This is a genomic window from Natronincola peptidivorans, assembly GCF_900111615.1.
Lineage (GTDB): Bacteria > Bacillota > Clostridia > Peptostreptococcales > Natronincolaceae > Natronincola_A > Natronincola_A peptidivorans.
The window spans coordinates 38531-52238 of record NZ_FOHU01000018.1 but is presented as its reverse complement, the minus strand read 5'-3'; the positions used below and the strand labels follow the sequence as shown (position 1 = coordinate 52238).

At 35.0% G+C, this 13708-nt stretch carries 14 protein-coding genes; all 14 read left to right on the top strand.

The window, feature by feature from the left end:
* Positions 1–556: 556 nt before the first annotated feature.
* A complete protein-coding gene (locus tag BMX10_RS15010) occupies positions 557–1093 on the top strand; it encodes a GNAT family N-acetyltransferase (protein ID WP_244272734.1) in 537 nt (178 codons plus the stop codon).
* Positions 1094–1231: 138 nt separating this feature from the next.
* Positions 1232–1951 carry an MgtC/SapB family protein gene (locus BMX10_RS15005; RefSeq protein ID WP_090446121.1) on the top strand — a complete coding sequence of 240 codons (720 nt, stop codon included), beginning with the start codon at positions 1232–1234 and terminating at the stop codon, positions 1949–1951.
* Between the two features lie 52 nt (positions 1952–2003).
* Positions 2004–3071 carry an HD-GYP domain-containing protein gene (locus tag BMX10_RS15000; protein WP_090446119.1) on the top strand — a complete coding sequence of 356 codons (1068 nt, stop codon included), beginning with the start codon at positions 2004–2006 and terminating at the stop codon, positions 3069–3071.
* Between the two features lie 132 nt (positions 3072–3203).
* On the top strand, positions 3204–4424 hold the full coding sequence (locus BMX10_RS14995; RefSeq protein ID WP_090446117.1) for a SpoIIE family protein phosphatase: 1221 nt from the start codon (positions 3204–3206) through the stop codon (positions 4422–4424).
* Between the two features lie 24 nt (positions 4425–4448).
* Positions 4449–4712: an HPr family phosphocarrier protein gene (locus BMX10_RS14990; protein WP_090446115.1), complete on the top strand. Its 264-nt coding sequence runs from the start codon at positions 4449–4451 to the stop codon at positions 4710–4712.
* 263 nt (positions 4713–4975) lie between these two features.
* Positions 4976–5737 carry an IclR family transcriptional regulator gene (locus BMX10_RS14985; protein WP_090446113.1) on the top strand — a complete coding sequence of 254 codons (762 nt, stop codon included), beginning with the start codon at positions 4976–4978 and terminating at the stop codon, positions 5735–5737.
* Between the two features lie 225 nt (positions 5738–5962).
* Positions 5963–6610 (top strand): bifunctional 2-keto-4-hydroxyglutarate aldolase/2-keto-3-deoxy-6-phosphogluconate aldolase, encoded by a 648-nt coding sequence (locus BMX10_RS14980; RefSeq protein ID WP_090446111.1) that lies wholly within the window; start codon positions 5963–5965, stop codon positions 6608–6610.
* Between the two features lie 11 nt (positions 6611–6621).
* Entirely contained in the window at positions 6622–7644 is a 1023-nt protein-coding gene (locus BMX10_RS14975; RefSeq protein ID WP_330387942.1) for a sugar kinase, read from the top strand.
* A gap of 1 nt (position 7645) precedes the next feature.
* Positions 7646–8593 carry a sugar kinase gene (locus BMX10_RS14970; protein ID WP_090446108.1) on the top strand — a complete coding sequence of 316 codons (948 nt, stop codon included), beginning with the start codon at positions 7646–7648 and terminating at the stop codon, positions 8591–8593.
* A 157-nt stretch (positions 8594–8750) separates the two neighbouring features.
* Positions 8751–9134, top strand: a complete 384-nt coding sequence (locus tag BMX10_RS14965; RefSeq protein ID WP_090446106.1) for a VOC family protein — start codon at positions 8751–8753, stop codon at positions 9132–9134.
* A 277-nt stretch (positions 9135–9411) separates the two neighbouring features.
* Entirely contained in the window at positions 9412–10452 is a 1041-nt protein-coding gene (locus BMX10_RS14960) for a substrate-binding domain-containing protein (RefSeq protein ID WP_208976158.1), read from the top strand.
* A gap of 105 nt (positions 10453–10557) precedes the next feature.
* On the top strand, positions 10558–11601 hold the full coding sequence (locus tag BMX10_RS14955; RefSeq protein ID WP_090446103.1) for a TRAP transporter substrate-binding protein: 1044 nt from the start codon (positions 10558–10560) through the stop codon (positions 11599–11601).
* 83 nt (positions 11602–11684) lie between these two features.
* On the top strand, positions 11685–12215 hold the full coding sequence (locus BMX10_RS14950) for a TRAP transporter small permease (RefSeq protein WP_090446102.1): 531 nt from the start codon (positions 11685–11687) through the stop codon (positions 12213–12215).
* Positions 12216–12219: 4 nt separating this feature from the next.
* Positions 12220–13509, top strand: a complete 1290-nt coding sequence (locus BMX10_RS14945) for a TRAP transporter large permease (RefSeq protein WP_090446100.1) — start codon at positions 12220–12222, stop codon at positions 13507–13509.
* Positions 13510–13708: the final 199 nt, after the last annotated feature.

Below are 13708 nucleotides of genomic sequence, written 5' to 3'. Positions count from 1 at the left end.
TACTATAACTTTCTTCGTCCTCACAAGCTTCATGAGTGGAAGCGTCCTTTAAACGAAGTCGATATGCTGACAAATGCCGATAATATGCCGGGCAAATGGCAGCTACTGATCTACTTAGGGCAACAAACCATCCTCTCACAACAAAACCAACCTTCCCCTTAAATGTGCCTTTGCACTTTTGCTAAACTTCATCGTTTCACCATCAATGCTGTGGGTTCCAGAGCATTATTTGTGGTATCATCAATCTATTTTTTTGATGTTTTCTTCTTTTAAGAAGGTACTCCCCCCACAAATCATGTTGTAAAATTTTGTTTCTTAGTTTTCATAACCTACTTTACACTATCGCAAGGATGAGTATACATTATGTATACCCAATATTATTATATCATTCAGCATATTTTTAGAAAGAATATCTAACATTATTTTTATAGACAGAAGGAGCTCAAAAAAAATCCCGAAAAAAATTTAGTAAAAATGAGTATTTTTTTAAAATTTGGGTAAATATTATTAGGACTAAAAATAGGTAAACAAAAATTTAACAAAGGAGTGTTTTATAGTGTACTTTGATATGGTAAAAACTCTACCCAAAAAAGCATTAGAAGATAAGGATTTAGATATTAAGGGTTTAAAAGTATTTGTTGTTCAAGATTTTAATTTAGAAATCCTAAGAAAAATGGTGGATTTTGGCCAAAGAATTTTTGGTGAAGCAGGAATGGACGAATGGGGCTTGGTACCTCAAATCAGACATGGTAATGTTTTTTTACTAAAAGAGGATGTAAACAGCAAGATTGTAGGGATGGCTATTTTAATGAGGGACTGGGAAGATGATAAAAAATGCTACTTATTTGATTATGCTATTCGAGAAGAATTGCAGGGGAAAGGATTAGGCTATTATTTCCTTAGAGCCATTTGCCTAAACCTGAAGGAGCAGGGCTTCGATAAAATGGGATTAACAGTAGATATTAAAAATACACCAGCTATAAGGCTGTATAAAGACAAAATGGGTTTTGTGATAGAAGAACAGAAAAAGCATGAGTATGGAGAGGGAGAACACCGATACATAATGAACTTAGATTTAAACATAATAAAATAAGTATTGACTTTAAAGTGAATACCACGGGTTTAAAATGAATACCATAGGGTATTCATTTTTTACATAGAAAAGTTTCTATACATAGCAGGTAAAATAGTTTAAAAGATAAACATATACTAGAATAAAGGTGGTGTTATAATGATATCCAATATGGATTTATTCTTAAGATTAATAATAGCTACAGCGTTAGGAGGAATAATAGGCTTTGAGAGAGAAGTAAACAATAGACCTGCGGGCTTTAGAACCCATATATTAGTTACAGTAGGGTCTTGCTTAATTATGATTTTATCTATTTATGGGTTTATAGGTTATGGGCCTGACGGTCAAGGAGGAGAACCAGCTAGACTAGCGGCCCAAGTGGTTAGCGGCATAGGTTTCCTAGGTGCAGGAACCATTTTGAGGGAAGGAACCAATATTAAAGGCTTGACTACAGCTGCCAGCCTTTGGATCAGTGGAGGAATTGGTTTAGCAGTAGGAGCGGGCTTTTATCTAGGTGCCTTGATGACCACAATGATAGCGCTATTTTCTTTAGCCAGCTTAAGAATTTTAGAAAAGCGTATTGTAAAGCTGAGAAGGTACTCAGAAGTAAAGATAAAAGGAATAGGAAGACCAGGATTTATCGGAGACATTGGGACAGTATATGGAAAATTCCACATCAACATTAAAAATATAGTTCTGGAAAACGATCCCTCTCAAGAAGAGGATGAATATGAGTACAATATTCAGATCACTTTTTTTATTAGAACACCGCCAAAACTCAATCGATTGGCATTATACAACGAGTTAAAAAGAGTTGAAGGAATAGAAAGTGTTATTTGGGATGATGTTCATGTGATTCACAATAACACAATACTTTAAAAATGTAGAATCACAAGAAGAATAATTTAAACAAAGGGGGGATAACAATACAATGCAAAAAGTATACTTATCAGAAATCGAAGATGGAACGCCAATAGCCTATGACTTGTATAATGCTCAGGGAGCCATACTAGTATCGAAAGGAACTAAAATAACTACGACATTAAAGGAAAAGCTACAAAAAAACAACATCATACATTTAACCACAAATGTTTCCCCTTTTGAAGCGATAGATGATAGAATAGAGCATTTAGATGAACCGGTGATTAAAAAGATACAAGAAATAAAGAAGGTTTATAAGAAGACATTTCAAAGTATAAGTGAAGAATTTGAGCGGTATAAAAGCAGAGGTACCATAGATGCATTATTGATAGAGGATATTGTTCAAGATTTGATGGGTAGCATTTACAAAAACCAGCAGGTATATATGAATATCCAAGGGATTCGAAGAAAGGATGCATATACTTATCTACACTCTGTTGATGTATCAATATTTATGATCCTGTTTGCCAATAGTATGAATTTCGATAAAAAAGACATAGAAGCAGCAGCTATAGCAGGAATGCTACATGACATAGGAAAAACTAAAATAAGAAATAGTATACTTCTGAAACCTGATAAATTATCAGATGAAGAGATGGAAATCATGAAGAGACATACTCTTTATGGATATGATATTCTAAAAAACCAACTGGGATATAAGGAGGATATAGCTAGAGTAGCAAGGGAGCATCATGAAAAATTTGATGGCACTGGTTATCCAGAAAGAAGGAAATGGAAAGATCTGCATGTATTTTCTAAAATGGTGATGATTTGTGATATATACGATGCAATTACAGCGGAAAGAGTATATAAAAAGGCCATGCTGCCCCATAAAGCTATCGAATATCTTATGTCTATTATAGGCAGCCATGTGGAGCATGATTTGGTGAGAAAGTTTATTCATAATATTGCAGTATATCCTCTAGGAACAAAGGTAATTTTAAATACAGAAGAGGAGGGAATCGTTATAAGAAACAATCGAGGATTTCCCCTTCGTCCAGTGGTCAAGATTATAGACAGCAAAAAAAGAAGAGATTTGCTGGTGGAATTAACAGTATTTATTACAGAAGTATTGTAAAAGTATTAATCCTTCTTAAGACCCAACATGATAATTTTCACCTATATTCTATAAAATAATATTGCTAACTTCTAAAATACAAGTTAAACTATAATTATATTGTATACAAAACCTAGTAGAGGTTGGGATGAAATGACCGATGGTAAAATAGTAATCTTATATGAAAATAATGATACAGGCTGTGATATAAAGAAATCCTTAAGAAAATATGGACATCAAGTAATTGAGATAATAATAGGGAATGAAACGATAACAGAAGTATTAAATGCAGCACCACATGTTATACTAGTACATATAACAAGTAGACAGGATGAATGTTTGGAAATATGCAGTATTTTGAAGAAGGATAAAAGAACACATAATATCCCAATTCTTGGGCTATTTATAGACAATCAAGAAAATCAAAAGGATAAGTATATTCAGATAGGAATGAATGATTATCTAGATGCTCCTATTCAGCAGCAGGAGTTAATCATGAAGATAGAAACCCAGATGAGGATTGTAAAGCTTCAGGAAAAACTATATCAGAAAACCAAGGCATTAGAGGAAAGTATTCATACTATCAGGAAACAGAAGAATGAGTTGGAACACAATCTAACAATGGCTTCAAAAATACAAGAAGCACTTATCCCTAAAACCTTAGGGAATATACCTAATTGTTCTTTTTTTTGGCATTTTCAGCCATCAGGAAAAGTGGGCGGAGATATCTTTGACGTATTTTTACTGGATGAAGATCATATGGGACTATATGTAATAGATGTTATGGGTCATGGGGTTGCATCCTCTATGCTGGCGGTGGCTTTGTCAGAGTTTTTAATCCTTGATGTTGATAGAGGGTCCCCATTAAAGAGAAAAATCGATAAACCACCTTATTATGAAATAATCCCACCAGTTGAAGTGATTGATTATTTAAACAAAAGATTTCCTTTTACAAAATATCAACATTATTTCACCATATTTTACATGGTACTAAACCTTAAAACTGGCGTGTTTAGATATGTTAGGGGAGCACATCCAAGTCCAATCTTAGTTAGAAATAATGGAAGTATCACTGAATTAGATGGATATGGTACACCAGTAGGCTTTGAATTTACGGAAGGATATGAGGAAAAAACTGTATATTTAGAGACAGGAGATCATTTGATTATCTATACTGATGGAGTGTTTGAGCTAAAAGATGAGAAAAATAGTGCTATTGAGTATGAAGGATTCATAGAATACCTACAGAAAGAAATAAAGGGCAACCATCACAATCATTATTTAACCTACAAAATAAGCCAAATGGCAAAAAAACAAGAAGCATTAAAAGACGATTTATCTGTCCTAGAAATGAAATGGGTTAAATTTATTTAATAAACTGAAAGGGAAGGGGTAAATATGCTGGAAAAAAGAATTAAAATTAAAAATGAAACAGGACTAAACGCAAGACCTGCTAGTCTATTAGTAAAAGAAGCAACAAAATATAAAGCAGAAAGCTTTATTATAAAGGATGGAAATGAATATAACTGTAAAAGCATTATGAATATAATGAGTATGCTAGCAAGACAAGGAGAAGAAATTCTTTTAAAGGTGGAAGGCTCCGATGAAGAAAAAGCCTTTAAAGGTTTGACGGATTTAATAGAAAATCTAAGTGAAGAATGAGAAAGCATTTTAAAGGGCTTTCTCTTTTTGTCTAATAGGAAAGTTCTTCTTTCCTATTAGATAAAAAGAGGGGTTGTAGGGGATGAAATCCCCTGCCCGCATTCAGGAAGGTGCTCAGGCTGCAGAGCAGCCGTCGAAGGAAACCTAGGGTTTCCTAGCGAAAGCATCGAAGATGCTTTTTTTGTCTTCCATAAAACACAATAATGTGTTAATATTATTTTTATCGTAGACTTAATTGTTTAAAGGAAAAGGAAGTGTAGATAATGAAAGATGTAGTGCAGTCAGTAGATAGAGCGCTATCAATTTTAGAGACATTGTCAGATTATGAAGAAGGAACAGGTATAAAAGAAATCAGCGATAAAATTGATTTACACAAAAGTACTGTTCATAGACTACTACTTACACTAATTAAAAAAGGATACGTAGAACAAAATGCAGATACCAATAAGTATAGACTAACATTAAAGTTATTTGAGCTTGGGAACAAACAAATAGAGAAAATGGATATACTTTCTATAGCAAAACCATATCTGAAGCAATTGATGGAGGCGGCAAATGAAGTAGTACATCTAGTTGTAAGAGAAGGCTCAGAAATAATATACATTGACAAGGTAGAATCAGAAAACAAAATTCGCATGCATTCCCGAATCGGTACCAGAAGTCCTATGTATTGTACTTCTGTAGGAAAAGCAATTATGGCGCATTTATCAGAAAAAGAAGTAGAAAAGATATGGGAAGCTAGTGATATAAAAAGACTGACAGAATACACTATTACTGATTTAGATACTATGAAAAATACACTAGAAGAAATCAGACAACAAGGCTATGCCTTAGATGAAGAAGAAAATGAACTGGGAATACGATGTATTGGAGCACCGATTTTTGATCATAAAGGAGAAGTATGTGGAGCAATAAGCATATCAGGACCTACTATTAGAGTAACCAAAGAAAGCATATTGACCTTCAAAGAATATATTGTAGATTATAGCAAGAAAATTTCTAATGGACTTGGTTACAGAGAATAATGTAACCAAGTCTTTTTATATATTAAAGACAAATAGAAAAAAGGAATTATTTTCATTTATTACAAATTTGTATGAAAAACAAAGTAATAGCTAAGTATATATAGTAAATAGGTGGTAATCAAGCATAACAATGTATTTTATGCTTTGAAAGAAAAAAAGAAATTTCGTATAATGAAACCAAAGTTTACGATGTGAAACAAATTTATAGGATTAGGAGGCAAAAAAGTGATTCCCAAAATAGAAACCTTAAAGAAGATTGCAGAGGTAGGAATAGTTGCCGTAGTAAGAGCGGAAAATGCAGAAATAGCAACAAATATTGCGAAAGCCTGTATTGAAGGAGGCGTTCCAGCTATTGAGGTTACTTTCACTGTACCTGGAGCAGACAAGGTGATAACTGCTTTAAAGGAAAAGTTCACTAAGGAGGAACTGATTGTAGGCGCAGGAACAGTACTAGACAGTGAAACAGCTAGAATTGCTATCCTAGCTGGAGCAGAATACGTTGTTAGTCCATCCTTCGATTTAGAAACAGCGAAGCTATGCAATCGATACCAGATACCCTATATGCCTGGATGCATGACTATAACAGAGATGGTAAAAGCAATGGAAGCAGGGGCAGATATTATCAAAGTTTTCCCTGGTAGTGTATACGGACCAAGTATTATCAAAGCCATCAAAGGACCGCTGCCTCAAGCTGTGTTAATGCCTACTGGTGGAGTAAGTTTAGACAATGTAGCAGAATGGATTAAAAATGGATGTGTAGCAGTAGGAGTTGGTGGAGAGTTAACTGGTGGAGCAAAAACTGGAGATTTTCAACTAATTACAGAAACTGCTAAGCAATTCGTAGAAAAGATTAAAATAGCTAGAGGAAAATAGGAGGGATTGTGATGAAGAAAGTAGTAACATTAGGAGAAATTATGCTGAGATTATCTACTCCAGGACATCAAAGGTTTGTTCAAGCCGATAGTTTTGATGTATGCTATGGTGGTGGAGAAGCCAATGTATGTGTATCCTTATCAAACTTTGGATTGGATGCTAGATTTGTAACAAAGGTACCTAAGCATGAGATAGGACAATGTGCTGTGAATGCATTGAGAAAATATGGGGTAGATACCAGCTATATTGCTAGAGGTGGAGACAGATTAGGGATATATTTCTTAGAAAGTGGTGCCTCTCAAAGAGCTTCAAAGGTAATCTATGATAGAGCCAATGCTGCCATTGCGGAAGCAGAGCTATCAGATTTTAACTGGAAGGAAATTTTTGATGATGTAGATTGGTTCCACTTTACAGGGATTACTCCAGCATTAGGAGATAAGGCAGCCGCCATTACCTTGGAAGCCTGCAAGGCAGCAAAGGATATGGGTGTAACTGTTTCCGTTGACCTAAACTTTAGAAAAAAACTATGGACATCAGAAAAAGCCAATGAAGTGATGTCAAAACTAATGCCATACGTAGATGTGTGTATTGGCAATGAAGAGGATGCTGAAACAGTATTTGGTATCAAAGCAGCCCATACAGACATAACAAAGGGTGAAATTGATCATGCTTCCTATGAAGAAGTAGCGAAACAATTAATTGATAGATTTGGTTTTAAATATGTAGCATCTACCTTAAGAGAAAGTTACTCAGCATCTGATAATGGATGGTCAGCTTTACTATATGATGGTAAAAAATCCTACCTATCAAAAAAATATGATGTAAGAATCGTAGATAGAGTTGGAGGAGGAGACTCCTTTGCCAGTGGATTAATCTATGGATTAATTACAGAGATGCCATTACAGGATGCATTAGAATTTGCTGTTGCTGCATCAGCATTAAAGCATACCATTCCAGGAGACGCCAACCTTGTTTCAAAGGAAGAAGTAGAAACATTGATGAAGGGCGACGGTTCAGGAAGAGTTCAAAGATAAAATGGAAGTAGTAACCTTTGGAGAATCCATGGTATTATTTAATCCGGATGCCAACGGACCATTAAGATATGTCCACCATTTTAGCAAATCTATCGCAGGTGCTGAATCTAATGTAGCCATTGCTTTAGCAAGGCTGGGACATGAGGTAGGATGGTTTTCTAAGCTAGGTGAGGATGAATTTGGACGATATATTCAGGCTGTTATTCGAGGAGAAGGAGTAGATGTTTCTAAGATCATTACTGATCCAGAGAAAAATACAGGACTTCTTTTTAAGGAAAGGTTTGTACATGTCAACCCCAACGTATATTATTATAGAAAACATTCAGCTGCAAGTTCAATAAGTGTTGAGGATTTAGATTTAGAGTACATCAAATCTGCCAAAATTTTGCACATAACAGGTATTACGTTGGCATTGTCTGATACCGCAAGAAATGCTGTATTTAAAGCTATAGAAACAGCTAAGTCCAATGATGTATTAATTTCCTTTGACCCCAATATACGGCTCAAGCTCTGGGGTATCGAAGAAGCCCGCCCAGTTATTATGGAAGTCATTAAGATGGCAGATATCCTTTTTCCTGGAAAAGATGAAGGAAAGCTGCTGCTAGGAACTGATGATCATAGAGAAATAGGCAGAGGTTTCTTGGATATGGGCTGTAAAATAGTAGCCGTAAAGCTAGGAAAAGAAGGATGTTATATAGCCAGCAGAGAACGAGAAGATTTAGTAGCTGGATATATTGTAGAGAAGCCTGAAGATACAGTAGGAGCAGGAGATGGTTTTGCTGCTGGCTTCTTATCAGGAATCCTTAGAAATTTCAATTTAAGACAATCTGCTCAGCTGGCCAATGCTGTGGGAGCAATGGCCACCCTGGTAAAAGGAGATATGGAAGGATTTCCAACCTTTGATCAGGTAAAAAAATTTATGGGCATTGAAATATATATAGATAGATAAAATTAATATGTTTATAACAAATAACCCTAACATACGTGTACCACTCTCCCCTTTTTTATATAAAAGACCACAACAGCTTATTTAGACTATGTCAAATAAGCTGTTGTAGTATAGGGGGAGATGTGAAAAAATTGAGGATAGAAGGGAAGTATTTTTCATGTTAACCCTAGAGCATATAGGAATTTGCGCCAAAGACACCATAGCCTTAAAGGATTGGTATATAAAGCTATTTAACTTTAAGATTGTTTATGATAATAAAAAGGAAAAACCTACATATTTTCTATTGATGGAAGACAACAGTATGTTGGAGATTTATGCGGCAGACAATGAAACTGAAGCATTAAGCAATAAATATCAAGGAATCAGACATCTATCCTTTGGAACAGATGATATAGAAAAAGAGTATGAAAATCTATTGGAGCATAATGTAGAAATCATAGAAGCTATAAAAGAAAATGCAAAAGGAATAAAAACTGTATTTTTCAAAGATATTGAGGGGAATATTATACATTTTATTCAAAGGCCAGAGAGTTTATATTAGATATTTTAGAGTCTACTCCTAAGGGAATAGACTCTTTGAATGTAATCAATGTAAAAACTGATAAAATTAGTTATCAGTCTAAGTAAATTTTCTTTATGAAAAGTATTGACTTAGAAAAGGTTTTCCTATAACATATGTATTAGGAAATCACTACTAAAACGGTTTACTAAAAGTTTTGAAACCAGTTTTATTATTTTTTTTCAAAAGCTAAATCGATTTAGTGGGCTTTTTATGTTAGCTGAATGGAAGGTTTTATTCCATGAAAGCAGGTGAAGGTATGTCAAAAATAAAGCTTAAGGATGTTGCTGAAAAGGCTGGAGTATCCAAAAGCACTGTTTCTCAATTTATAAACAAACGATATGAGTTTATGGGGAAAGACACAAGGGAGAAAATAGAAAAAATTATTGAGGAATTAGGATATCAGCCCAATGAAGTGGCTAGAAGCTTGAAAATCAAAAAAACCCATACAATTGGTGTCATTGTAGCCAATATTCTTCATCCCTTTTCTACATATTTTAGCAGAGGAGTGGAGGACTATTGTCAACAGCATGGTTACAATGTAATCCTATGCAATGCTGATAATGATCCATTTAAGGAACAAAGCTATATAAAAATGCTGCAGATGAAACAGGCTGATGGAATAATTATAGCCTCTACAGGCAAAAACAATGATCTAATCATGAAAGAGATAGAACGAGGCTTTCCAATTGTATTATTTGACCGTCATTTTAAGGATTTTGAGGCGGACACAGTGCTTTCTGATAACTATCAAGGAGCCTTTGAGGTAGTTGAGCATTTGATACATCAAGGACATAGAAAAATTGGTTTGGTTATTCCAGAAGGTCAGTTGTTAAGCATGAGGAAACTGAGGATCCAAGGGTATTATGATGCCCTAAAAAAACATGATATTCCTGTGGAAGATGCTTTTATCAAGTTTGTCTCCAAGCATACAGCACTATTACAATTAGACAGTTTATGTAATGGTAAAAACAAACCTACAGCGATTTTTACCATTAATGATTTGGTGACAATAGAAGTATTAAATTATCTTAAACAAAACAAGATAAAAATTCCAGAGGACCTAGCTATGGTGGCTTTTGATGATCTGCCCATGGCATCTTTGTTAGAACCTCCATTAACAGTAGTTGCACAGCCAAACTATGAAATGGGGACTGCAGCAGCCACATTGCTGGTAAATCGAATTGAAAGTAAAAATATAGGGAATTATGTAAAAAAAGTAATCCCATGCAAACTGATTATTCGTGAATCCTGTGGATTAGATCATAGTAAAGAGCAGGAAACAGCTTCAAATGCTTAGTGCATTAAAAGCTTGAGTAAGGATATCAATCTTTGGTTATCCAAATGGACAATCAAAAATGATATAAATAACCTAAAAAAACATTCAAAACAAGGGGGAAAAGACATGAAGAAGTTTATTACTTTGGCATTGGTACTAGTATTAGTACTATCTGTTGCACTTACAGGATGCAGTTCTAATGAGCCTGCACCAAGTAATGGAGGAGATGAAGCACCAGCTGCTGAATCATTAAAGATTATCGCAGCCCACAACCAAACATCACCTGATAACCCATACCAAATTGGTTTATTAGAGTTTAAAGAAGTAGCTGAAAGCTTATCAGATGGAGCTATAGAAGTTGAGGTTCATGCAGGTACGCTTGGAACAAATGAAAACGAATTAGTTGAGAAGCTTCAATTAGGAGCTGCTGATGTAGTAATCGTATCACCAGGCTTTATGACACAAACTGGTATTAAAGAGGTAGATATATTTGCTCTACCATTCCTATTTGACAGCTATGACCATTGGGAAGCAGTAGTGGATGGAGAAATCGGTGAAGAGATTGCTCAGCTTATAAATGAACAATCTAACAACCAATTTAAAATTGTTGGTTACTGGACTGCAGGCGTTAGACATTACTATGGAAAAGAACCAATCCATTCAATGGATGACTTAAGAGGCATGACAATCAGAACACAAACATCTGGTGTTGTTGCTGATTACTGGACAAGAGCAGGTGCAATTCCTACTTCAGTAGCTTGGGGTGAATTATACCAAGCATTACAACAAAGAACAGTAGATTCTGCTGAAAATGCTTATCCATTCTATGTACAACAAAATCATCATAAAACAGTAAATGGTAAATATACAACAGAAACAGGACATGACTACACAACTAGATTTATGCTAGTGAATGGTAATAAGTTCGATTCTTTAACAGCTGAGCAACAAGATATTATTCTACAAGCAGCAAGAGCATCTGTTGAGGCTGAAAGAGCAGCGTTATATGCACAAGAAGATGAGCATAAACAAATACTAATCGATGATGGTGGAGAAGTAAATGAAATTGACAGAACACCATTTATTGAGTTAGCTGTCCCATTACAAGACCAAGCAGCAGTAGAGATGGGTGTAGTAGAGCTATTAGAAAAAATTAGAGCATTAATGTAAGGATAAGATTATAGGTTATTAATATAAGGACACCTTGTGTGTCCTTATATTATCTATCTTTTGATAGGAGGATGGTGATATAAATGGGAAAATATATTGAAAAAGTACAATTGGTGCTAGGAGTATTGTGCTTATCAGTATTTTTTATTGCAATACTAATTCAAGTTTTTTCAAGGTATTTAGGAATACCAGTGATTTGGACGGAGGAAGTAGCGAACTTCTCCTTTATATGGGCAGTATTCATGGGGGCATCTATTATGGTTCGAAGTAAAAGTCACTTTAGATTTAATCTGATGTCTCAGAAACTAAAAGGGAAGCCGAAGGTTATTTTAGAGATGTTTATAAATGGACTTTTATTAGCTTTTAATTTATTTATTTCTTATTATGGAATTTTAGTAGTAAGGACTTTTTGGAACTATAGATGGGTAACATTTCCCAATATAAAGATGGGATATACTTGGATGATTTTGCCTATTATGGGGATCACTATGTCTATTTATATCATAGAGCATATTATCGAAAACATTCAACAATTGAGAGGAATAAAACCGATTACTGAGGAAACTACAGTAGAGGATTTAATAGAAGAAATAATAGAGGAGGAGGGAGTGTAGGACGATGAGTGCAGGAATTCTAGTTGGTTTATTTATTTTATTAATATTTATCGGAGTACCTATAGCCTTTACGATATCAATAGTGGCCTTACTAGGTATCGCATCGATACCATATATACCGGAGATCACAGTTCCGATGAAGATGTTTAATGGTCTTAACTCTTTTGTACTATTAGCAGTACCTCTATTTATTTTAGCGGCAAATCTAATGAACAGGGGACAAATATCCCAGAAGCTTATTAATTTTTGTATTTCTATGGTAGGACATATCAGAGGTGGATTAGCTCATTCTAATATACTAGTATCTATGATTTTTGCTGGCGTATCTGGATCTGCTCAAGCGGATACAGCAGGGGTAGGAAAGGTTCTGATCCCTAATATGATTGATACAGGCTATGATAAAGAAACAGCTGTAGGTGTAACGGCAGCTTCTTCAACCATAGGCGTTATCATTCCTCCAAGTATTCCTATGATCGTGTACGCAGGACTAACGAATGCCCCGGTTGCTTCTTTGTTTCTAGCAGGAATCGTTCCGGGGGTATTGATTGGATTAGGCATGATGACGGTGATTTATATCCGAGCAGTGAAACACGACTATCCTCAGTACCAAAAAGCTGACTTAAAAAAGTTTGGGAAGCTATTCATTGAAACAGTACCCGCTTTATTAACGCCAGTTATTATTATTGGAGGAATTATTACAGGGTGGTACACACCTACAGAGGCTGCAGCCTTTGCTTCATTATATGCATTTGTCATCAGTATGTTTGTATATAAGACCCTTAAGCTAAAGGATATCCCTGAAATATTGGTGGAAACCTTAAAGCTAAGCTCGTTATCTCTTTTTGCTTTAGCAGCAGCCAGTGCCTTAGGAGAATTACTAGGCTATTATAGAGTATCAATGCATGCAGAGGCTTTCTTTACAACCTATATCAGCTCTAGATGGCTATTTATGTCGATCATTATTGCCTTCTTCTTATTTGTAGGAACCTTTATGGATGCTATACCAGCTATGATTCTATTTGTACCGGTTGTACTTCCAGTAGCGTTGAATTTTGGTATTAGCTCTGTTGTATTAGGAATGGTAGTGGTTATCACTCTAGCGGTAGGACTTGTTACACCTCCCTATGGACTATGCTTATTAATCGCTTCTACCATTGGAGATTTATCTCTTGAAAAATCCTTTGGTGCTGTTTTACCATATATACTGGTTGTATTAGCAGTACTGTTTTTAATTGCATTTTTCCCAGAAGTAGCTTTTTTTGTACCGAGATTAATTAATCCACAAATATTTTAGATGAGTTCAGTCAGGATCAAAGCTGAAGGAATTTGGATGAAAGATAATAAAATATAACTTGGTTTTATGGGATGATTGATTTTTGGTAATTAGCAGAATCACTACAAAGAAAAATCCTTAGAATTAAAGTTATATTTTTTTATCAACGCACTAAAACGATTTAGTGAAAATCCTGAATGTTTGAAACAGAGGAGGATTA

Excerpts from the sequence above, each read along its gene's own strand:
- BMX10_RS15005 (WP_090446121.1), top strand. The coding sequence starts at position 1,232 with ATGATATCCAATATGGATTTATTCTTAAGATTAATAATAGCTACAGCG.
- BMX10_RS15000 (WP_090446119.1), top strand. The coding sequence starts at position 2,004 with ATGCAAAAAGTATACTTATCAGAAATCGAAGATGGAACGCCAATAGCC.
- BMX10_RS14995 (WP_090446117.1), top strand. The coding sequence starts at position 3,204 with ATGACCGATGGTAAAATAGTAATCTTATATGAAAATAATGATACAGGC.
- BMX10_RS14990 (WP_090446115.1), top strand. The coding sequence starts at position 4,449 with ATGCTGGAAAAAAGAATTAAAATTAAAAATGAAACAGGACTAAACGCA.
- BMX10_RS14985 (WP_090446113.1), top strand. The coding sequence starts at position 4,976 with ATGAAAGATGTAGTGCAGTCAGTAGATAGAGCGCTATCAATTTTAGAG.
- BMX10_RS14975 (WP_330387942.1), top strand. The coding sequence starts at position 6,622 with ATGAAGAAAGTAGTAACATTAGGAGAAATTATGCTGAGATTATCTACT.
- BMX10_RS14970 (WP_090446108.1), top strand. The coding sequence starts at position 7,646 with ATGGAAGTAGTAACCTTTGGAGAATCCATGGTATTATTTAATCCGGAT.
- BMX10_RS14965 (WP_090446106.1), top strand. The coding sequence starts at position 8,751 with ATGTTAACCCTAGAGCATATAGGAATTTGCGCCAAAGACACCATAGCC.
- BMX10_RS14960 (WP_208976158.1), top strand. The coding sequence starts at position 9,412 with ATGTCAAAAATAAAGCTTAAGGATGTTGCTGAAAAGGCTGGAGTATCC.
- BMX10_RS14955 (WP_090446103.1), top strand. The coding sequence starts at position 10,558 with ATGAAGAAGTTTATTACTTTGGCATTGGTACTAGTATTAGTACTATCT.
- BMX10_RS14950 (WP_090446102.1), top strand. The coding sequence starts at position 11,685 with ATGGGAAAATATATTGAAAAAGTACAATTGGTGCTAGGAGTATTGTGC.
- BMX10_RS14945 (WP_090446100.1), top strand. The coding sequence starts at position 12,220 with ATGAGTGCAGGAATTCTAGTTGGTTTATTTATTTTATTAATATTTATC.